Source organism: Camelimonas lactis, assembly GCF_004342915.1.
In the GTDB taxonomy this organism is placed as follows: Bacteria; Pseudomonadota; Alphaproteobacteria; order Rhizobiales; family Beijerinckiaceae; genus Camelimonas; species Camelimonas lactis.
Genome location: NZ_SLWL01000004.1, coordinates 1 through 21,049, shown reverse-complemented (window position 1 = coordinate 21,049; position 21,049 = coordinate 1). Strand labels below are relative to the sequence as shown.

At 64.8% G+C, this 21,049-nt stretch carries 17 protein-coding genes; 12 read left to right on the top strand and 5 right to left on the bottom strand.

From position 1 onward, the window contains the following. Positions 1 to 32: 32 nt before the first annotated feature. From EV666_RS18180 to EV666_RS06130, 3 genes are all read right to left on the bottom strand, one after another. Positions 33 to 206, bottom strand: a complete 174-nt coding sequence (locus tag EV666_RS18180) for a hypothetical protein (RefSeq protein ID WP_165909911.1) — start codon at positions 204 to 206, stop codon at positions 33 to 35. Between the two features lie 832 nt (positions 207 to 1,038). Then, the gene (locus tag EV666_RS06140; protein WP_132004716.1) at positions 1,039 to 2,334 is read right to left on the bottom strand and encodes a tyrosine-type recombinase/integrase; all 1,296 of its coding nucleotides are present in this window, start codon (positions 2,332 to 2,334) and stop codon (positions 1,039 to 1,041) included. Positions 2,335 to 3,279: 945 nt separating this feature from the next. Next, positions 3,280 to 4,047, bottom strand: coding sequence for an alpha/beta fold hydrolase (locus EV666_RS06130; RefSeq protein WP_132004713.1), 768 nt, complete (start codon positions 4,045 to 4,047; stop codon positions 3,280 to 3,282). Between the two features lie 564 nt (positions 4,048 to 4,611). Here EV666_RS06130 and EV666_RS06125 point away from each other — a divergent pair. Continuing rightward, the gene (locus tag EV666_RS06125) at positions 4,612 to 5,649 is read left to right on the top strand and encodes a Ppx/GppA phosphatase family protein (protein WP_245514275.1); all 1,038 of its coding nucleotides are present in this window, start codon (positions 4,612 to 4,614) and stop codon (positions 5,647 to 5,649) included. 255 nt (positions 5,650 to 5,904) lie between these two features. After that, complete coding sequence (locus EV666_RS06120) at positions 5,905 to 6,675, top strand: RlmE family RNA methyltransferase (RefSeq protein WP_132004707.1); 771 nt, start codon at positions 5,905 to 5,907, stop codon at positions 6,673 to 6,675. A gap of 180 nt (positions 6,676 to 6,855) precedes the next feature. On the opposite strand, the gene EV666_RS06115 is transcribed toward EV666_RS06120, so the two are convergent. Continuing rightward, positions 6,856 to 8,337 (bottom strand): DHA2 family efflux MFS transporter permease subunit, encoded by a 1,482-nt coding sequence (locus EV666_RS06115; RefSeq protein ID WP_132004704.1) that lies wholly within the window; start codon positions 8,335 to 8,337, stop codon positions 6,856 to 6,858. A 567-nt stretch (positions 8,338 to 8,904) separates the two neighbouring features. Between EV666_RS06115 and guaB the strand changes: the two genes are divergently transcribed. The 5 genes from guaB (at position 8,905) to EV666_RS06090 (ending at position 15,438) form a co-directional block, all read left to right on the top strand. Then, positions 8,905 to 10,401, top strand: a complete 1,497-nt coding sequence (gene guaB, locus EV666_RS06110; RefSeq protein ID WP_132004701.1) for an IMP dehydrogenase — start codon at positions 8,905 to 8,907, stop codon at positions 10,399 to 10,401. Between the two features lie 77 nt (positions 10,402 to 10,478). Then, the gene (locus tag EV666_RS06105; protein ID WP_132004698.1) at positions 10,479 to 10,904 is read left to right on the top strand and encodes an MAPEG family protein; all 426 of its coding nucleotides are present in this window, start codon (positions 10,479 to 10,481) and stop codon (positions 10,902 to 10,904) included. After that, entirely contained in the window at positions 10,901 to 12,202 is a 1,302-nt protein-coding gene (locus EV666_RS06100; RefSeq protein WP_132004695.1) for an RsmB/NOP family class I SAM-dependent RNA methyltransferase, read from the top strand. The genes EV666_RS06105 and EV666_RS06100 overlap by 4 nt, the downstream gene beginning before the upstream one ends. A gap of 87 nt (positions 12,203 to 12,289) precedes the next feature. Next, positions 12,290 to 13,888, top strand: a complete 1,599-nt coding sequence (gene guaA / locus EV666_RS06095; protein WP_132004692.1) for a glutamine-hydrolyzing GMP synthase — start codon at positions 12,290 to 12,292, stop codon at positions 13,886 to 13,888. 293 nt (positions 13,889 to 14,181) lie between these two features. Next, a complete protein-coding gene (locus tag EV666_RS06090) occupies positions 14,182 to 15,438 on the top strand; it encodes a tyrosine-type recombinase/integrase (protein WP_132004689.1) in 1,257 nt (418 codons plus the stop codon). Here EV666_RS06090 and EV666_RS06085 read toward each other — a convergent pair. Further along, positions 15,410 to 15,688 carry a helix-turn-helix transcriptional regulator gene (locus tag EV666_RS06085; protein WP_121583338.1) on the bottom strand — a complete coding sequence of 93 codons (279 nt, stop codon included), beginning with the start codon at positions 15,686 to 15,688 and terminating at the stop codon, positions 15,410 to 15,412. The genes EV666_RS06090 and EV666_RS06085 overlap by 29 nt on opposite strands. Before the next feature lie 264 nt (positions 15,689 to 15,952). Here EV666_RS06085 and EV666_RS06080 point away from each other — a divergent pair, with 264 nt between their 5' ends. From EV666_RS06080 to EV666_RS06060, 5 genes are all read left to right on the top strand, one after another. Next, entirely contained in the window at positions 15,953 to 16,897 is a 945-nt protein-coding gene (locus EV666_RS06080; protein ID WP_132004686.1) for an ArdC family protein, read from the top strand. Then, on the top strand, positions 16,894 to 17,298 hold the full coding sequence (locus EV666_RS06075; RefSeq protein WP_104959423.1) for a DUF2958 domain-containing protein: 405 nt from the start codon (positions 16,894 to 16,896) through the stop codon (positions 17,296 to 17,298). The genes EV666_RS06080 and EV666_RS06075 overlap by 4 nt, the downstream gene beginning before the upstream one ends. A 123-nt stretch (positions 17,299 to 17,421) precedes the next feature. Then, positions 17,422 to 19,548: a ParB/RepB/Spo0J family partition protein gene (locus EV666_RS06070; RefSeq protein WP_132004683.1), complete on the top strand. Its 2,127-nt coding sequence runs from the start codon at positions 17,422 to 17,424 to the stop codon at positions 19,546 to 19,548. A 424-nt stretch (positions 19,549 to 19,972) separates the two neighbouring features. After that, the gene (locus tag EV666_RS06065; RefSeq protein WP_104959421.1) at positions 19,973 to 20,137 is read left to right on the top strand and encodes a hypothetical protein; all 165 of its coding nucleotides are present in this window, start codon (positions 19,973 to 19,975) and stop codon (positions 20,135 to 20,137) included. Between the two features lie 194 nt (positions 20,138 to 20,331). Continuing rightward, positions 20,332 to 20,880 (top strand): hypothetical protein, encoded by a 549-nt coding sequence (locus EV666_RS06060; RefSeq protein WP_132004680.1) that lies wholly within the window; start codon positions 20,332 to 20,334, stop codon positions 20,878 to 20,880. The last annotated feature ends 169 nt before the right edge of the window (positions 20,881 to 21,049 follow it).

Genomic DNA, 21,049 nt, shown 5'->3' with positions numbered 1-21,049 from the left:
TTAGGCAAGAGCCCGTCTACAGGTCCCCAGCTTCACCATTGAATGCCGAAGTCCCGGCGACGCTCCGCACTGGCCACTATCTCAACCCGGCCAAGGTAGGCGAACGCGGACCTGCCCCGAAATTCCATGCCCCAGTCAGGGCGGTGCTCTTTGGACATGCGGACGATCGAGACGGAGAACAGCGGGGTCGTGATGAAGAGGTTCATGGGTGGTCCCTTGCTTGGCGGAAAGGCTGTATTGACGTGGCCAGGGTAGGGGGTGACGGACCGGGGTCAATAAAAACTTAGTCTCTTCAATGGGATGATCCCTGTTCCGGGACTATGTCAGGTGGACCTGAGCCCCTGCCATGGGCTGATACTCCCGTTGGCGGGACTTCTTCATGGACAGCCCTGTGGATAAATGTGGTGCTGCGGGTGCGCTGTGGGCCATAGGGGCGGCAAGCCGCAACGTACCGACCGTAGAGGCCCGTCTCGGTGCTTCGGGTGTCATCGTGGCTGGAGCGTGCTCCCTGCCGTCCTTGGTCGATACGGGTGAAACGCAAACGCCTGTCTGTGGTGGTGGCTCGCCCATTGCCTAGCGGCGATGCCGCAATGGCCGATAAAGGGCAGGTTGCCGACGCAAGCTGGACGATGAACCTTCACCGCTTCAGCCTTCTCGCGGTGGTGCCGATGTGCAACCGCTCCGCTCCAGACTGGGGCCATAGCAATGTGCGCGGTATCGGCCGTAGAGGCCCGTTAGTTGCTCGCGGGTGTCATCGTACCCGGACAGCCATGAAGGCCGTCCTTGGTCGATACGGGTGACAGGGAAATGGCTATTCAGCAGCGAAGGCGATTAGCCGACGCTGCCGTGCTGCGGAAGTTACGGGAGTGATTGTCAACGAAGGTCGCCTGACCGCTCCAAATCGTCAGAGACAGGGGCTGCTCAAAACGCGGAGGGAGATGTCCTTGGCGTCCGACCCGCAGCAGGTGCGGAAACAGAGAGCACAACTCCGGGGGCGTATGGCCCAGTTTAAGCAAATTGATGCGGGGAACCTAGCCGTCAAAGGAAATGAACCGCCTCCACCACGGCCCTGAACTGCTCCACTTCCGGCCCCGCTGAGTACCGCCCAAGCGTCATTCCTTCACGCTTGTGCCCAACCAAGGCCGATATGAAGTGGGGCGGCTGGTGGGCCTGCTCGGCCTTCGTGATGAACCAGCGCCTGAAGCTGTGGAAGTCCACGCGGGACTGACGTGCTCCCGGCGGTACGTCATTCACCTTCACCCGCCTGCGGTAGGTGGTGAAGGCCTTCACGACATACTGGGAGCGTTCCACTGCTGATCCGGGTTTGGGCTCCGGCAGTTCAGGGAACAGCCAATCGTCGCCGGCCTTGCCCGTCATGCGTTGACCGACAATGCCCTTCAGTCCCGAATGGATGGGCACCATGCGGACGCCTGCGGTTGTCTTTGCCTCTACGATGTCGAAGCAATCGTTCACGATGTCCCGCACCCGGAGCTTGGCTATCTCGTCAATCCGCATCCCCGATAGGGCGGCGATAGACATGAAGTCCCGGAGGATTGGACTGGCGTTGCCGGTGAACAGGGCCTTCATCTCGGCGTCGGTGAAGGGGCGCTTGTCCAGCCCTTTAGGCGTCTGCTGCTTGGCGAGCGACTGGCCCTGCCACACGTTGGCTTCAACGATCCCCTTCCGTTCTGCCCACTTCCAGAAGCTGGACAGAGACGAGATGTCCTTGTTGGCCGTCCGGGTGTTCACGCCGGCCCTTACAAAGGCTTCGGTGATGTAGCTACCTGCGATACGACGGGAGACGCCCTCAAGCGTCGTGGGCTTCTTGTTGTTGGCCAGCCACGCGTTGAACTTGGTGACAGCCCGGCGATAGTCGATGACCTGCCGGGGCTTCATGATGCGTTCCGCCAGCCAGACATCCACCATCGTGAGAAGTGGAGTGGCTACACCTCTGGCAGCATCAGCAAATGCCTTGGCCCGCTCGTGGCCTTCCTGATCTTCGATTTCTTCCGCCCGTTCGATAAGCAGGAGGCTTGCTGCCTCCGCATTGTCGTCATCGCCCGCCGGAGCGTCGCGCCATTCCATGGCTTCATCCATGAGGGGATCGCCAAGGGTGCTGGCCTTCTGCTTCAGCCTCCGCTCAGCTTCAGCCAGTTGAGCCTTCATCTGTGCGACAATCTTGAACTTGTCCCGATTGGCGGTCGTCAGGTTGTCTGTGTGAAGGGGGTGCATCAGATGGGCCTTGCCGACGATCTCCCGCAAGCGCTCAGGCACCTTCACCACAACCCGCCACTGGTTGCCGTGCTTTTGCAGGTAGGTCTTGTCAGCGGCCATGGGCTTGCATCCAATGCGCTAGCGGGAGTGGGTTCGATTCCGATTGGTAGCCCACTGGTAGCCCAATTTGGTAGCCCAAAGCAATCGCTAAAAATCAATAAATATAAGCATTTCAGCGCTTATGTTTCAGGAAAGTGAGGGTCCAAGTTCCCCAGCCAATTTTTTGGTTTGCGAGCGTCAATCAGGAATGATTGACGCTTTTTGCATTAGGCGGCCGCCATTCCACTGCGAAAATCGCACCACCTGTCCTGACAGGCGGAGATTGTGTCAGCGCCCGTCCGGCCAGCGCCCAGCAGCCATCAGCCACGGCGGCGGCGGGCCCATCTGATCCGGCGCGCCTTTCCGTGCAGACGTAGCCTGCGTTGTGGCGAAGCGCGCCGGTCGCGCCTTTTGACAGCATCACCGGGGCCGGAACATCGCCCCTCCGGGTCTGGGACCTGGCCTGAAGCCCGGCCGTGGGCCATGTCCCGGTCTTGGACCAAAGCCAGGCCTTGGACCAAACCCCGGACGTGGGCCCATGCCAGGCGTCGGCCTGAAGCCCGGGGGCGGCGGCTTGAACCCGGGAGGCGGTGGTCGCGGTCCCACCCAGGGGCGGGGACCCGGAGGCCTTGGCCCGATCCAGGGGCGCGGCCCAACCCACGGTCGCCGGTAGCCGTAGCCCCAGCCGCCGCCGTAAACCGGCGCCCCATATCCGTAATAAGAGCCGCCGGTGTAAACGACTGGCGCGCCCGTGGCGTAATAGGGGCCAGGGTCGCCGGTTACGCAGCCGGAAAGCGCCAGGCCCGCGCTAATGGCTAATGCGCCGGCGAGTATGCGTGGCGTTCTGTTCATGACGTCTCCTGTATCGGAGTTTTCTGAACCAGCGACATCGTGCGTCATGACGATGCTTCGGTCAGCAATAAAACGCCGGCCTCGCGCAATCGTTCCTGGGTTGATGCGGCGTGATCACGGTCGCCCGGCCAGAAACGCCACGACCGCCTCCTTGAATACCCGGTCGCCCACCGCGAGGTTATGGTCGCGGCCGGGAATATCGACCGCAGTCGCATTGGGCAGCATGGCGGCCAGTTCGTGCGGCGAGCCGGCGATATCGTCGCGCGTGCCCACGGCGATCAGCGTCGGCACGCCGATCTGGTAAGTCTCTTCCCGCGTCAGTGTCTGGCGCGTGCCGCGAATGCAGGCGGCGAGCGCCCTGAGGTCGCTGCGCGTCTGCTCGGCGAAGGAGCGGAACATTTTCTGCTGCTTGTCGGTGAGATTGTCGCCCGTTGGCGCCTCAAGCGCGTCGGCGATGCCCATGGGCAGGCCGACGCCGTCCACCAGCCGGATGCCGAGGCCGCCGAGCACCGCCGAGCGCACCCGGTCGGGATGGGCGAGCGCCATGTGGGCGGTGATGCGCGCGCCCATGGAATAGCCCATGACGTCGGCGCGCGGCAGCCCCAGATGGTCGAGCAGGTTCAGACAATCCTGGGCCATCAGGGCGGAGTTGTAGCAGGCCGGATCATAGAATTTCTGACTCTGGCCATGGCCCCGGTTGTCGAGGGCGATCACCCGGTAACCCGCCCGGTTCAGGGTGGTGCTCCAGCCCGGATAGATCCAGTTCACCGAGTGATTCGAGGCGAAGCCGTGCACCAGCAGCACCGGATCGCCCCTTGCGCCGTCAGGCGCTGGCAGATCCACGAAGGCGATGTCGACGCCGTCGGACGAGAAATGTTGCATGATGTTCCAGAAATATGTCGTCGGAGGGTGGTTTCGGAATCCGCTGCGGCGTGACCGTACGGCTATCTGATTCACCTGGAATGGATAGACCGTAAATGCCTCGAAATTCAGATCAAGGCCGGGATCACGGCGCTTGGCGCCGGGCAGGGCAGCGTTTACGCTAAAGCCAACTTGCGCGCCTCATGCGGCGCGCCCTGATCTGTGAAGGATCGAACAGTGTCGGCGATGGACGATGCAGGCGCCAATGGCGCGTGCGCCGTTTCCGTTACAGTTGCGGAAAATGGCGGCGCACAGGATGGCGGCCCCGGCCGTCCTGCGTGGCGGGAGCCTGCCGCCGCCCGTTGTCATGCCGCCATGACGGCGTCTGGCGCGCATGATTCGGCGCGTGCAGACGCCTTGCGGGCGGCCACGCCCGCCAGCCATGACGGCGCCCAGGCAAAACAGGCCAAACACGAGCAACTCCGGCAAGACCACCCCCGACAAGAACAACTTCGGCAAGAGCGCCCGGCCCGGCCCGGAGGGTCGCAGCGCCGGGGCGGCCCGTGGCGCGGGTCTGGTGAGGCCCTGCGCCGGCGTGGACGCGGCGCGGAGGCGGATGCGCGCCCCCCTGGCGTCGCCTACGCCGCGCTGGATCTTGGCACCAACAATTGCCGCTTGCTGATCGCCGAGCCGGGCGAAACTGGCTTTCGCGTGGTCGATGCCTTTTCGCGCATCGTCCGGTTGGGCGAGGGACTGGGCAGCACTGGCGCCCTGGCGGAAAGCGCCATCCAGCGTTCGATCGAGGCCCTGCGGGTCTGCGGCGCCAAGATGGATCACCGTCATGTGGCCCGCGCCCGCCTCGTGGCGACCGAAGCTTGCCGGTCGGCCCTGAATGGCGCCGATTTCATCAACCGGGTTTTCACCGAAACCGGCCTGCAACTGGAAGTGGTCGACAGGCGCACCGAGGCGTTTCTGGCGGTTTCCGGTTGCGCCAGCCTCGCCGATCCGGCGTCGGAGGCGCTGCTGGTGTTCGACATCGGCGGCGGCTCCACGGAAGTGGCCTGCCTGGTCGGGCGCGGCGTTTCCACCATGAATGACCCGTGCCAGAGCATCGCCGACTGGGTGTCGCTGCCCGTCGGGGTGGTGACCCTGGCCGAGCGTCATGGCGGCAGGACGGTGACGCCAGCCGTCTACCGGGCGATGGTCGATGAGGTGCTGGCGCTGCTCGATCCGTTCCGCGAGCGGGTCGGCTGGGCCGCCGCGCGCGAGGGTTTTCATCTGCTTGGCACCTCCGGCACCGTCACCACCATCGCCGGGGTGCACCTGCGCCTGCCGCGCTATGACCGGCGGCGGGTCGATGGCTTGTGGATGAGCGACCGCAACGTCAACCGCGTCGTCCACCATCTGCGCCGCAGCAGCTTTCGCGAGCGCGCCGCCAACGCCTGCATCGGCAATGACAGGGCCGATCTGGTGCTCGCCGGCTGCGCCATCCTCGACGCCCTGCGGCGCTGTTTTCCCGCGCCCAGGCTGCGCATCGCCGATCGCGGTCTGCGCGAGGGCATCCTGATGTCGATGATGCGCGAGGACGGCATGTTGCGGGCGGCGACGGCGGGCCGGCGCTGAAGCGACGCAAGCTGCCTTGAAGGGCTCGCGAGGAGCCGCCAGGAACGCGCAAGATGCGGCGGTGCGGCAAGGTGGGATGAAGCCGCGGTTTGACATGAACGGATTTTGTTTCAGGGAGAGCCGGTGCGCGGGAAACGCCCGATCTCCCGGCCAGGACGCGGCCCCTTTACGGAAAGCGGGCTCCATTTTTCGCAAAAATGCTCTAGAGCACTGCGATCTGCCGGCGCGTATTCGGACAATTCAGGTGATCAGGTTATGAGCGGTGCATCGGACAAGGGCGGCCAGCGCAATCTCAAGGTGCGCCTGAAAACCGCGAAGAAGCGCACGACAGCGTCGCAGAAATGGCTGGAGCGCCAGCTCAACGATCCCTATGTCGAGCGCGCCAAACGCGAGGGATACCGCTCGCGCGCCGCCTTCAAGCTGCTGGAGATCGATGATCGCTACAAGCTGCTGAAACCGGGCCAGCGGGTGATCGACCTTGGCGCGGCGCCTGGCGGCTGGAGCCAGGTGGCGGCGCAGCGCGTCGGCGCGGCGGAGCCGAAACCAGGCGCGCCCGTGGGCCGCGTCGTCGGCATTGACCTGTTGCCGATTGACGGCCTGCCTGGCGTCGAAGCGGTGCAGATGGATTTTCTGGCGCCGGAAGCGCCCGGCCTGCTGATGCAGATGCTGGGCGGCCCGGCCGACATTGTCATGTCCGACATGGCCGCCAACACCACCGGCCACAAGAAGACGGATCACCTGCGCATTGTCGGCCTGGCTGAAGTGGCCATCGAGTTCGCCCGCGAGGTGCTGGCGCCTGGCGGCGTGTTCCTCGCCAAGGTGTTCCAGGGCGGCACGGAAAATACCTTGCTGGCCAATCTCAAACGCGATTTCGCCGTGGTGCGCCACGTCAAGCCCGCCGCCAGCCGGGCCGGCTCATCGGAGCTGTATGTGCTGGCCACTGGCTATCGCGGCCAGGGGGCGTTGGGCGCAGGCCAGGACCCGGATGACGATCCCCGCGCCGCGGGTCACTGGGATGCGGAATAACGTCAAAACCCCAAGCGGACCGCCCGGGTAAAGCGCCGGGCGGCGCAGGGCATTCCTGCAAGGGCCCATACAGACCTGAGCATTGCCGGTCGCGGTTGCGTCGTCATGCTCGCTGTCTGGCAGCTCCCGCGACCGCGCGGTGGCTTTCTTCCCCAGGCCATCATGCAAAAACCCGCCGCGTCAGCCTTCGCCGGCTCGCGGATGCTGCTGCACCGCTTCGGCGGTGGCCCGGCGCGCCGTGCCGTCGCCGGCGGAATCGCGGACCTTGCGGCGGCTGACATGACCGGACATTTCCGCGCCGGCGTTGGGCGCGAGGCTGGGGATCAGCAGCACGCCCAGGGCTGAAACCACGCCGACGCAAAGGAACGCCGGCATGAAATCCTGCGCGGCGATGGCGTCGGGCTGGCCGCAGCGCAGCAGCGCCGAAACCTGCAGCGCCGCCGCGCCCAGGGCCACGCCAACAGCGAGCGAGAGTTGCTGCGCCACCGCATACAGGCTGGTGGCGAAGCTCATGTCCTTCGGTTCGATGTCGGCGTAGGCGATGGCGTTGAAGGCGGTGAACTGCATCGAGCGCAAACAGCCGCCGAGGAACAGCGTTCCCAGCATCACCGCCAGCGGCGTCGTCGCGGTAAACAGGCCGTAGCTGGCGACAAAGGCCGAAGCCAGCACCAGGTTGAAGCCCAGCACCGAGCGGAAACCGAAGCGGCGCAGGATGCGGGTCGCCAGGGTTTTGGTGAACAGCGCGCCAACCGCCGACACGAAGGTGATCATGCCCGAATGCGCCGGCGTCATGCCAAAGCCCGCTTGCAGCATCAGCGGTAGCAGAAAGGGAATCGCCCCCGCGCCAATCCTGAACAGCGAGCCGGAATAGACGCTGACCCGGAAGGTGTTTATGCGCAGCAGCGACAGCTTCAGCACGGGCGTCGCCACTCGTCGTGAATGGGCCAGATACAGGCCGAGCAGGGCGACGCCCAGTCCGCCAAGGCCGATGGCCAGCGGCGGTGAAATCAGGTGGCCGCCGCCGCTTGAAAACGCCAGCATCAGCGTGGCGAGGCCGCTGCCCGCGAGCAGGAAACCTGGCACGTCGAGGGGCGCGACATCCTCCTCCCGCACGTTTTCGATGAAGATGCTGGCGAGGATGACGCCGATGATTCCAATCGGGATATTGATCAGGAAGATCCAGCGCCAGTTGAACCAGGTGGTGATGAAGCCGCCAAGCGGCGGGCCGACTACCGGGCCGACCAGCGCCGGAATGGTGAGATAGGCCAGCGCCGACACCAGCTCCGTCTTGGGCACGGTGCGCAGCAGCACCAGTCGCCCCACGGGCACCATCATGGCGCCGCCCATGCCCTGCAGGAAGCGCGCCATCACGAAGCCTTCCAGCGAATTGGCCATGCCGCAGGCCAGCGAGCCGGCCATGAACACCACCATCGCCAGCCGGAAAACCGTGCGCGCGCCGAAGCGGTCCGCCATCCAGCCGCTGATGGGAATGAACACCGCCAGGGACACCATGTAGGAGGTTAGCGCCAGTTTCAGCGCGATCGGGCTGACGCCGATATCGCCGGCGATGGCGGGCAGGGAGGTGGCGATCACCGTGGAATCGGTGTTCTCCATGAACAGGGCGCAGGCGACGATGAGGGGCGTCAGGACCGAGCGCTTCACGGGCTGTTGCCTCCAGAGACAGGCGCGGGCCGGGTTATGTGGATGCGCCGGCGGCGTTGTGAAAAAAGCGCCTGCACCATAACGGTGATTGTGGCGCTGCGCATATCAAGTCCATGCGGATCGGGGATTGCAGCCAGGCTTCCGGCGCATGGCCATCCGCCGTGGCCTTCTCATGGCGCGCCTGTCCTGCATGGCCGGGGGCAACCGAAGCCCCGGTGGCGCATGAAAAAGCCCGGGGGGCGGCGCGCGTCCTCCAGGCGTTTTTGCCCTCTGGAGCCGTGGCGCGCCCACAGTCATGTCAACAAACCGTAAAGGAATTTTTGCACGAACGGATTTGCTGTGCTAAGGGCCGGCGTCAACTTCGCTCACTTGCTGACGCCGGGTCGCCGGGAATTAACGCGATTGCCCGGCAGGCGGGGGCGCATCATTATTTCGCTGGGATCATTCCCGCCAGCCCATCCGGGCCAGGCGACAGGGAAGCGATCCCACACAACAGGTTGGGCCTGAACGACGGCGGCCAGCGAGCCCGCCGCCAGACGGGACGCCGGACCGGATCGGAAGTTGACCATGGTGAAAATCGACAATGGCGGGCGTTTTCGGGAAGGTCTTACCTTCGATGACGTGTTGCTGCAGCCCGGCCCGTCCGAAGTGCTGCCCGGCGACGTCAATGTCGCCACCCGCCTGACGCGCACCGTTTCGCTCAATATTCCGATCATTTCCTCGGCCATGGACACGGTCACCGGCTCCAGCATGGCCATCGCCATGGCCCAGCTCGGCGGCATCGGCGTCATTCACCGCAACTATGACCCGGAAGAGCAGGCCAACGAAGTCCGCCGCGTCAAGAAATACGAATCCGGCATGGTGGTCGATCCGGTGACCATCCACCCCGACGAAACCCTGGCCGACGCTTTCGAACTGATGAAGCGCCACGGCATCTCCGGCATTCCGGTAGTGGAGCGCGCGCCTGGCGGCCAGAAGGGCAAGCTGGTCGGCATTCTCACCAACCGCGACGTCCGCTTCGCCACCAACACCGCCCAGCCGGTCTCCGAGCTGATGACCAAGGAGCGGCTGATCACGGTGCGCGAGGGCGTGGACCAGGCCGAGGCCAAGCGCCTGCTGCACCAGTTCCGCATCGAGAAGCTGCTGGTGGTGGACGACGCCTACCGTTGCATCGGCCTCATCACCGTCAAGGACATGGAGAAGCAGGTCGCCTATCCGCAGGCGGTCAAGGATGCGCGCGGCCGCCTGCGCGTCGCCGCCGCCACCACCACCGGCGAGCAGGGCTTCCTCCGCGCCGAAATGCTGATGGACGCCGGCGTTGACCTGCTGGTCGTCGACACCGCCCACGGCCATTCCAGCGGCGTGCTTGAGTCGGTCAGCCGCATCAAGAAGGCCTCCAACGGCGTGCAGGTCATCGCCGGTAACGTCGCCACCGCGGCCGGTTGTCAGGCGTTGATCGACGCTGGCGCCGACGCCGTGAAGATCGGCATCGGCCCGGGCTCCATCTGCACCACCCGCATCGTCGCCGGCGTTGGCGTGCCGCAGCTCACCGCCATTCTCGACGCCGCTGAAGTCGCCGCGAAAGCTGACATCCCGGTCATCGCCGATGGCGGCATCAAATATTCCGGCGACCTCGCCAAGGCGCTCGCCGCCGGCGCCGAATGCGCCATGATGGGCTCGCTGCTGGCCGGCACCGAGGAGAGCCCCGGCGAGGTGTTCCTCTACCAGGGCCGGTCCTACAAGTCCTATCGCGGCATGGGCTCCGTCGGCGCCATGGCGCGCGGCTCGGCCGATCGCTATTTCCAGCAGGACATCAAGGACACCCTGAAGCTGGTGCCGGAAGGCATTGAGGGGCAGGTGGCCTACAAGGGGCCGGTGTCGGCCGTGCTGCACCAGCTCGTTGGCGGCCTGCGCGCCGCCATGGGCTATGTCGGGGCCGCCAATCTCCGCGATTTCCGCGAAAAATCCGAGTTCGTGCGCATCACCAGCGCTGGCCTGCGCGAGAGCCACGTGCATGATGTGACCATCACGCGGGAGAGCCCCAACTACCCGACGCGGACCTGAGGTCATCGTCACATGAGGGCAGGGCGTCCGCTTCCACGGAGGCGCGTCGCGCCTGCTCCGCCAGCGGGGGGGATGACATGAGCGTACAGGCAATCCTGCTTCCGGTTTTCGTGCTGGTAATCCTGACCTTCGTCCTGCTGTTCATGTTGGCGGGCAGCCGCCGGCGGGCGCTGAGCCATGGCGAGGTGCGAGAGCGCGACGTCACGCTCAATCCGGACAACTGGCCGGATGACGCGCGCCGCCTCAACAACGCCTATGGCAACGCCCTGGCCATGCCGGCGCTGTTCTATGCGCTGGTGATTCTGGCCCTGATCACCCGCAAGGCGGACCTGCTGTTCGTCGTGCTGGAGTGGGTCTATGTGGTGGCCCGGATCATTCAGGCCGCCATCCACGTGCGCGGCGGCCGCATGCTGGCGCGCGGCGCCGCCTTTGGCGTCAGCGTCTTTGTCCTGATTATCATGTGGGGGATCTTCGCCGTGCGTATCCTTTTTGCCGCCGGATGACGCCAGGAGCCCGTATAAGCGCGGCCATCGAGGTGATGGCTGATATCGAAGCCCGCCGGCGGCCGGCGCCCGACGCCCTGCGCGACTGGGGCCTGGCGCACCGCTTCGCCGGCTCCAAGGACCGCGCCGCCATCGCCTCGCTGGTCTACGACTGTTTGCGCCGTCGTCTCTCGGCCGGCTTCGCCATGGGCGACGCAGGCGCGCGCGCCACGGTGATCGGCATGCTGGCGCTGGAGCGCGGCATGAACAGCGAGCAGATCGCCGCCCTGTTTTCCGGCGCCGGCTACGCCCCGCCGCCACTCTCCGCCGGGGAGCTGGACGCCCTGGCCAATGGCTGGGAGCGCCTCGGCAGGGCCCCCATGCACGTGCGCGGCGATTTCCCCGAGTGGATCGGCCCCTCGCTGCTGCGCGCCTTCGGTGATGAGGCCGCGGTGCTCGCCGAGATGCACGCGCTGGTGGCGCGCGCCCCGGTCGATATTCGTGTCAACACGCTAAAGGCCGAACCGGCGAAGGTGCTGGAAGCGCTGGCATGGATGGGCGCCGCCCCGGCCCCGCATGCGCCGGACGCCATTCGCCTGCCGCCGCCGCCCGATGGCCGCGGCCAGTCGTTGCAGGGCGAGGAGGGCTTCGTTCGCGGCTGGTTCGAGGTGCAGGACGAGGGCTCGCAGATGGCGGCGCTTTACAGCGGCGCCCGCCCTGGCCAGACGGTGGTTGACCTCTGCGCCGGAGCCGGCGGCAAAACCCTGGCGCTCGCCGCCATGATGCAGAATCAGGGGCGGCTGCTGGCCACCGACGTGGACGGCCGCCGCCTGTCGGCGATTTATGACCGTCTCGATCGTTCCGGCGCGACCTGCGTCGAGGTGCGTTCGCCGCGCGGACGCTGGCAGCCTGGCGGGCCGGAGCCGCTGGAGGATGTTGCCGGCCAGGCCGATCTGGTGCTGGTCGACGCCCCGTGCACGGGAACCGGCACCTGGCGGCGCAACCCGGACGCCAAGTGGCGCCTGCGCCCCGGCGGGCTGGCCGAGCGGGTGAAGGACCAGCAGGTGGTGCTGGCGCGCGCCGCCGCCCTGACGCGGCCCGGCGGTCGCCTCGTCTACATCACCTGTTCGCTGCTGCCTGAGGAGAACGACGACGCCGTGGCGCGGTTCCTGCAGGAGCACCCCGCGTTCACGCCCGCGCCGCTGGCGGAAACCGGTTTTGGCCGCCCTGGGCATGAACGCGCCGGCGGCGCCCTGCAACTCACACCGGCGCGCGCCGGAACCGACGGCTTTTATGTCGCCGCCCTGGTTCGCGCCTGACGGTTCCTGTTATCCGGATTTTGTTCTAGAAGGCCTTTCTCTCTGGAAGGCCTGTTTCCCGGCCCCGCACGATGGTCTGACCGCCCCATGAACGCACAAGCCCCCGCCGCCCCCGCCGAAGGCATTCACGAGAAGATCCTGATTGTCGATTTTGGCAGCCAGGTGACCCAGCTCATCGCCCGCCGCGTGCGCGAGGAGGGGGTCTATTCCGAGGTTGTGCCATTCCAGAGCGCCGCCGAAGCCTTCGCGCGCATGCAGCCGAAGGCAGTGATCCTCTCCGGCGGCCCCTGCTCGGTGCTGGATGACAACGCGCCGGAAGCGCCGCGCGAGATTTTTGAGTCGGGCGTGCCGGTGCTGGGCATCTGCTATGGCGAGCAGACCATGGCCAGGCAACTCGGCGGTGTGGTGGAGGGCGGCCACCATCGTGAATTCGGCCGCGCCGAGGTCGAGGTCGTGGCGGATTCAGTGCTGTTCGACGGCGTCTGGGGCCTGGGCAACCGCTATCCGGTGTGGATGAGCCATGGCGATCGCGTCACCCGCCTGCCGGAAGGCTTCCAGGTCATCGCTGCGTCGGAGAATGCGCCGCACGCCGCCATCGCCGATGAGACGCGCCATTACTATGGCGTGCAATTCCATCTCGAAGTGATTCACACGCCAGATGGCGCGCGGCTGATCCGCAATTTTGTCCGCCGCATCGCTGGCTGCACCGGCGACTGGACGATGAGCGCTTTTCGCGAGGAAGCGATCGCCCGCATCCGCGCCCAGGTGGGGCAGGGCCGCGTGCTGTGCGCCCTGTCGGGCGGCGTCGACTCGGCGGTCGCGGCCGTGCTGATTCACCAGGCCATCGGCGACCAGCTCACCTGCGTGCTGGTCGACCACGGCCTGATGCGCATGGGTGAGGCGGACTGGGTCGTCAACCTGTTCCGTGAGCACTACAACATTCCGCTGGTGCACGTGCAGGCGGAGGAGCTGTTCCTCGGCAAGCTGGCTGGCGTCAGCGATCCGGAGCAGAAGCGCAAGATCATCGGCGGCCTGTTCATCGACGTGTTCGATGCGGAAGCGAAGAAAATCGCCGCGTCCCACGGCGGCGCGCCGGAGTTCCTGGCCCAGGGCACCCTGTATCCGGACGTGATCGAGAGCGTCTCCTTCACTGGCGGCCCGTCGGTCACCATCAAGAGCCACCACAACGTCGGCGGCCTGCCGGCGCGCATGAACCTGAAGCTGGTCGAGCCGCTGCGCGAGCTGTTCAAGGACGAAGTGCGCGCCCTTGGCCGCGAGCTGGGCCTGCCCGACGCCTTCATCGGTCGCCACCCGTTCCCTGGGCCTGGCCTCGCCATCCGCTGCCCGGGCGAAGTGACCCGCGAGAAGTGCGACATCCTGCGCCAGGCCGACGCCATCTATATCGACGAGATCCGCAAGGCCGGCCTCTACGATGACATCTGGCAGGCGTTCGTGGTGTTGCTGCCGGTGCGCAGCGTCGGCGTCATGGGCGACGGCCGCACCTACGACTACGTCTGCGCCCTGCGCGCGGTGACCTCGGTGGACGGCATGACGGCGGACTTCTACCCGTTCGACATGAAATTCCTCGGCCAGGTCTCCACCCGCATCGTCAACGAGGTAAAAGGCATCAACCGCGTCACCTACGACATAACCGCCAAGCCGCCGGGCACGATTGAGTGGGAATGATTCAGGCCCATCCAAACGCCGCCGACAACGCGCCAGAATTTCCCCTAACACTCTGATTAAAAATATTTCTTTATCCGCCACCTATCGAGACCTATCGGTGGGTAGCAATCACAAGTACCGTCACGATTGACGGTGCTCGCTCATATTGATCACGGCCGTCTCAGAAAGTACCGTCGCAAGAGTTGAGGATCGTGACGGTACTTTTTTCAACGTAAGACACTGATAACAAAGTGATTTAGGCGTCACGAACCTCCCAAAACCGCATGACGGTACTTTTCGGAGGCTGCGCGAACATGTTGACGGACGCTGCGCTTAAGGCGCTGAAACCAAAAGACAAAGTCTACAAGGTGTCAGACAGGGACGGCATGTATGCCCGTGTCACGCCGACAGGTCTGATCTCATTCAGCCTGGATTACCGGCTGAATGGGCGCCGCGAGACCGTCTATCTCGGCAGGTACGGACGTGACGGCATTTCGCTCGCACGGGCTCGCGAACTCTGCCTGGACGCCAAACGCGCAGTCCGAGAGGGCCGCTCACCCGCAATTGAAAAACAGCGCGAGAAGCGCCGCCTGAAAGAGGCCAAGAGCTTCGGTCAGTTCGGCGAGAAGTGGCTGGACAAGGCTCCGATGGCGGACAGTACCAGAGCGATGCGGCGCTCGATCTTCGATCGAGAGTTGCTGCCCGTCTGGCGCAACCGGCTGCTGCACGAAATCACCCCAGATGATCTGAGAGCTCTCTGCGCCAAGATCGTCGATCGCGGTGCGCCTGCAACGGCCATCCACGTCCGCGACATCCTCAAGCAGATCTACAGTTTCGCGATCCTGCACGGCGAGAAGGTGCCCAATCCCGCCGATGAAGTCGGCCCAGCTTCGATTGCTGCATTTCGGCCCAGAGACCGTGCGCTTTCACCGACAGAGATCCGCATCATGCTGAGGCAACTGGAGCATGTCCCGACTTTGCCGACCATTCGCCTCGGCATGAAGCTCTTCCTGCTGACGATGGTTCGTAAAAGCGAGCTGCAGGACGCCGTATGGGACGAAGTGGACTTCGAGAACGCGGTTTGGAGCATTCCGAAGGAGCGGATGAAGCGCTCCAAGCCACACAATGTGTATCTTTCCCGACAGGCGCTCGACATCATGATCGCGCTCAAGACCTGTGCCGGCAATTCCCGGTATCTGCTGCCCTCGCGTTACGATGCGGATGCCCCAATGTCGCGGGCGACGTTCAACCGCATCACCTACGCGGTGGTCGATCTGGCGCAGAAGGAGGGGCTGCCGCTCGAGCCGTTTACAGTCCATGATTTGCGACGGACCGGCTCAACGCTGCTGAATGAACTCGGTTTCAACAGCGACTGGATCGAGAAATGCCTCGCCCACGAGGACGGGCGATCTTCGCGCGGCGTCTACAACAAGGCAGAGTACGAGGTTCAGCGCCGCCATATGCTCCAGGAATGGTCGGACGTCGTTGACGCATGGGTGGAAGGTCGCAAGCGGCCTGTCACCCTTCTCCCCCCGACCATGCCTATGCTTGAGCCCGACCCTGCCCTTTGACCGGCCGGAACTTCCGCTGGGCGACGTCGGGGTGTTTGGCGCGCGGGATTGGCCGCGTGCGCCGGCTTTCGAGCCACGCTTCGACCTCGGCAAGATCCCAGACGACGCATCTGGGTGAAAGGGCAAAGCGGCGAGGAAATTCTCCGCGCTGCTCCATTTCGTAAATGGTGCTGTCCGCCAGAGGAACGATTTCTCGCAGTTCATTCCTTCGGATCGAACGTTTGACGGGCCGGTCGCTAACGGATGGCATCTGCAGCTCCTGATCGTGGTGCGGTGATGCGATTGGAGCCGATATGTGCCGATAAGGGCCAGCAGAAATTGGCCGCGGCGTATGGTCGGCGACCATGGCGTGCAGATCGGACAGGCCTGATGCTGTTTGCGGCCGCTTTCTCAGGCGGGTCTTCTCCATTTAGGCCCCACCGCGGCTCCTAGAGTGAGAGTGCGGACGGGGTTTGCCGTGACGGGTTGAAGGTCGGGAGAGAGGCTTCCGGTGCCCGTCGCGGAGACAATCTCGATGGCCAGACAGAACCGCGCCGCACGCGACGGCGGCGACCGCACCAATCTCTATGACGAGATCACCGCGAAAATCATCAACGAGCTGGAGCAAGGGCGCTTGCCCTGGGTCCAGCCCTGGGGCACGGCGGCGAAGGCGCCGCTCGCGATGCCGAGGAATGCCGCGACGGCCCGGCAATATTCCGGGATCAACATTCTGATCCTCTGGGGCACCGTTGTTCAATACGGCTATCCGACCCAGCATTGGTTGACTTTCCGCCAGGCCTTGTCGCTCGGCGGCAATGTCCGGAAAGGTGAGCGCGGCACGACCGTCGTCTATGCCGACCGCTTCACGCCCGAGGATGAGAAGCGCCGCGCGCGGGAGACGGGGGAGGAAGCTGGCAGCATCCCGTTTCTCAAACGCTTCACCGTGTTCAACACGGCGCAATGCGAGGGCTTGCCTGAGGATGTTGCTATCGAGGCGCCGCCACCGCCGCCCCACATGATCGAGCCAAGGGTCGAGGCGCTGATCCGGGCGACCGGAATCGACTTTCGCATCGGTGGGAACCAGGCCTTCTATGTTCCAGCGCACGATTATGTTCAGGTGCCGCCGCCACAGGCCTATTTCGAGCCGATCGACTGGCACCGGACCGCCCTGCACGAGCTGGGGCACGCCACCGGCCATGCCTCCCGGCTTGGGCGGGATATGTCGGGCCGCTTCGGCACCAGGAAATACGCATTCGAAGAATTGGTCGCCGAAATGAACGCGGCCTTCTGCTGCGCCTCGCTCGGCGTTGTGCCGACCGTACGCCATGCCGACTACATCGGCTCCTGGCTCGAGGTGCTGCGCGAGGACAACCGCGCCATCGTCCGCGCCGCTTCCCAGGCCAGCAAGGCGGCCGATTGGCTGCTGGCGCATCTGCCCCGCGAAGATACAGCATCGACGGATCGGAGGGCTGCGGCATGATCCTCCTGACCAGCACCCAGCGCGAGCAGCTCCTCGCCAATGGCCGCCAGAGCGATGTCGACCCCGTCCCCGTGGTAAAATTCTTCAATCCGTTGGGTAGCGGCGTCTGGCTTGCGACCGAATTGGATAGCGACGGTGACACCCTTTTCGGCCTTGCCGATCTGGGGTTTCCAGAGCTTGGAAGCTGGAGCCTTGGCGAAATGCAGGCGATCCGCTTGCCCTTTGATATGAGGATCGAGCGCGATCTGCACTTCACCGGCGATTTCCCGATCTCGGTCTGGGCTGACATGGCGCGGCGGGCCGGTGGCATCCGCGAGGCCGAGCGCATTCTTTACTCCGGCGCCCGAGCCGCCTCCACGCCGACCCGGAAACAGACCGATACACAGAGCCGGAAACACTGAATCCCGCTTCTCCGGCTTTACGATTTGCGCCGCTCTCTTGAGAGGAAGAGGGCGGCGCTTTGCTTCGTGACGGGTTGGTGGCCGGAGAGAGAGGCTCCCGGCGCCCGTCATGGAGTAAGGCATATGGCTGCTGCCGTTCAGAAGATCACCCTCGCGTCCTCGCGCGATATTCCGTTCAACAAGCTGGCGCTGAGCCAGGCCAATGTCCGGCGCGTCAAAGCTGGCATCTCGGTCGAGGAACTGGCCGAATCCATCGCCCGCCGCGGCCTGATCCAGTCCCTGCATGTCCGGCCGGTCCTCGATGCCGAGGGCAAGGAAACCGGTATGTTCGAGGTGCCCGCAGGCGGTCGCCGCTATCGGGCCCTGGAATTGCTGGTCAAGCAGAAGCGTCTCGCAAAGACTGCACCGGTACCGTGCGTCATCTCCGAGGCCGATGCCGACATCCTGATCGACGAAGTCTCGCTCGCGGAAAATATCGAGCGCGCGCCGCTTCATCCGCTCGATCAGTTTCGGGCCTTCCAGGCGTTGCGCAACAAGGCGATGAGCGAGGAAGCCATAGCAGCCGCCTTCTTTGTCGACGCGAAAGTCGTCAAGCAGCGCCTGCGCCTTGCTTCGGTCTCGCCCGTGCTTCTCGACGTTTACGCCGAGGACGGCATGACGCTCGAACAGCTCATGGCCTTCACCGTGTCGGAAGACCATGCCCGGCAGGAACAGGTCTGGAATGCGATCAAGGATTCCTGGCAGAAAGAGCCGCACTATATCCGCCGCCTCCTGACCGAAACCGCAGTGCGCGCCTCTGACAGGCGAGCGCTTTTTGTCGGTATCGAGGCCTATGAAGCCGCCGGCGGCTATGTGCTGCGCGATCTCTTTCAGCGCGACGACGGCGGTTGGCTTCAGGACCCTGAGCTGCTCGACCGCCTGGCGGGCGAAAAGCTCAAAGCCGAAGCCGAGGCCATTGCGATCGAAGGCTGGAAGTGGGTCGAGGTAGCGGTGACCTTTCCCTATGGCCACGATCACGGTCTGCGGGAACTCGAGGGGTCGGTCGCCGATCTGACCGACGATGAGCGGGCCACCTGCGAATCCCTGCGCGAGGAATATGACCGGCTCGAAACCGAATATGCCGAGGCCGACGAGCTGCCCGATGAGGTCGATCAGCGGCTTGGTGAGATCGAGCAGGCGCTGGAAGAATTCGAGCGCAGGCCGATGATCTATGATCCCGAACAGGTTGCGCGGGCTGGCGTCTTCGTCAGCATCGATGGGAACGGCAGGCTTCGGGTCGAACGGGGTTATGTTCGGCACGAGGATGAAGCGGCGATTGATGGGGAAGATCCCGATGGCTCCTCCGGCCCGGCCACAGAGGGCGCTGTAGCTGGTGTGTCGCCTGCGGTCGTCAACGTCGGTGGCGGCAGCGAACCTCAGGAGGACGACGATGAGGCCGAGATTGTGCGGCCGCTGCCGGACCGGTTAATCAGCGAGCTGACCGCGCATCGCACGCTCGCGCTGCGCGATGCTGTTGCGATGAACCCCGATATTGCGATGACCGCGCTGCTGCATCGGCTGGTGATGGACATCTTCCTACCGCAGCCCGCCAGGGGATGCCTCGAGGCCCATATCCGCCAGGTTCACTTGCCGGCACAGGCTGACGATTTGCGCGACAGCGTCTCGGCGCAGTCTGTTACCGAACGGCACGAACGCTGGGGCGATCACATCCCGGCTGACGATGAGGCGCTCTGGAACTGGCTGACCGATCTCGATGACGAGTCCCGCATGGAGCTTCTCGCCCATTGCATCAGCTTTGGCATCAACGCCCTTTACGAAAAGCCTAATCCCTATAGCGGCACGGGCGTCAGCCAGCACGGGCTGGAGGTGCGTCTCTCCCAGGCGAACCGTCTGGTGCGCGCTACCGGCCTCGATATGGTGGCGGCGGGCTGGAAGCCGACCGTCAGCAATTATCTCGGCCGTGTGACCAAGCCGCGCATCCTCGAGGCGGTTCGCGAAGGTGCAGGCGAACGGGCCTCGGAGCTGATCGGCCATCTCAAGAAGGGCGACATGGCCAAGGAAGCCGAGCGCCTGCTCTCCGATACCGGATGGCTGCCCGAGCCGCTGCGCACGATCGACCCCGCTGCCGAGCCTGACGCTTCGGCGGAACGCGATGTCGAGGTGGACCTTCCTGAATTCCTCGCAGGCGACGCCGAGGATGACATTGTCGACGAAGAGGATGAGGCGCAGCAGGTGATCGCCGCGGAATGATCGTCACGCGGGGCGGCTCCGGCTGCCCCGTCTCTTCCTGACGCAATCGGGATGGAGCAAGCCGCGCCAGGGTCGCCCCAGGATCAATCCCCGTCATGGCTGGCGCAATGGGTGCCGTCCCCGGGGCTGAAGGATCATCGCTTATTGCCCGCGTGGTAACCAGGCTGGCGCGGCGAACCGATCCGCAACGGATATGCGGATTCCTGTCAGAGGCAGAACACCCCCCCCGCTTCCATTCGCAAACCTTGGTCTGAGCCGTCGTCTTTGCATTCAACCCGCAAGGGGTCGGCTTGACGCTTTGCGTGCCGCCCTCGCGGATCCGGACAAGCCGAACGCGCGAGGGTGATTGCAGATCCGGTCAGACACTTCGGGCGCCTGTCGCGCGGGGGATGGTCCCCCGCCTCCAAAACAGGAACCGGAACCCATGTCCTATGCAGATGCCACCGCCTTTGCCGCCAGCCTCGCCACCACGCTGATGACTGTGATCGTCGTGTTCCAGGCCGGGGACGGCACCCATGGCGCCATGCCCGCCAATGAGTTCGATGGCGACGAAGAGATGGTGAAACTCGAACTTGATCCGTGGATCTGAGGCACGAGAAGAGCCTCATCCCGATGGCCCGGCGCGCAGGCAACGCAGCCGAGCCATCGCTTTGCGGATAATCTCTCACTGCCGGCGGTAGCGGCCATACCGCGATACGAAAGAGTTAGAGTGCGGGCCGGTTGGCCGTGACGGGTTGGTGGCCGGAGAGAGAGGCTCCCGGCGCCCGTCGCGGAGTAGTTCCCATGTCCCTCCACCGCTCATCCGGCTTCCGCCCGATCGGCGAAATCCTCGCCCGGCAGGTGCTGCCCGGGCTGCGTAGCGCCCTTCGGTATCCGCTACGGGTTTCCTGCCTCGGCACTGTCAGTTTCGTCGACGATCACGATACCAGCCAATTCGACCGGACTATCGTTCTCGGTGAATGTACCACTCCCGAAGACGCCATGACGATCGCGGCACAGCGCGTTTCGCGTGACGATATTCGCGTTGGAGAGGACGACACGCTGCGCTTTGAGGCGCGCATTGCCGCAATTCATGACTCGACCTACGGTCTGGTCCTCGCCGGAGAAATCCGGGCTCGGGCCATTGTCTGGCAGCAGCCTGTCATCTCTGACGCGCAAGCCCACCGTATCGTGAGCGAGGCAAGCCGGTTGCGCGGCAGGGCCTCGGCGGCTTGCGATGCCCGGTTGGCGCGCAACCTACGCTACCGCGCCAGTCTCCTCGAAACACGCCTGGTCGATCGCGGCTGGCGGGAGACCGCTGCGGAACTGCTTAGCCTGCCCCGCGCCGCCTGATTTTCACCCCTTCCACGCAATCGGCCTGGTCCTGCGCCAGGTCTCGTCATGTCCGGAGGCCGTCATGGCTGACTTGCGTGTTCCACGGGATGGTGGGCACTGATTCCACCGGATGATGGGCGCGCGTTCCACGCGATCATGGGCAGCATTTCCACGGCATCGTGGGCAA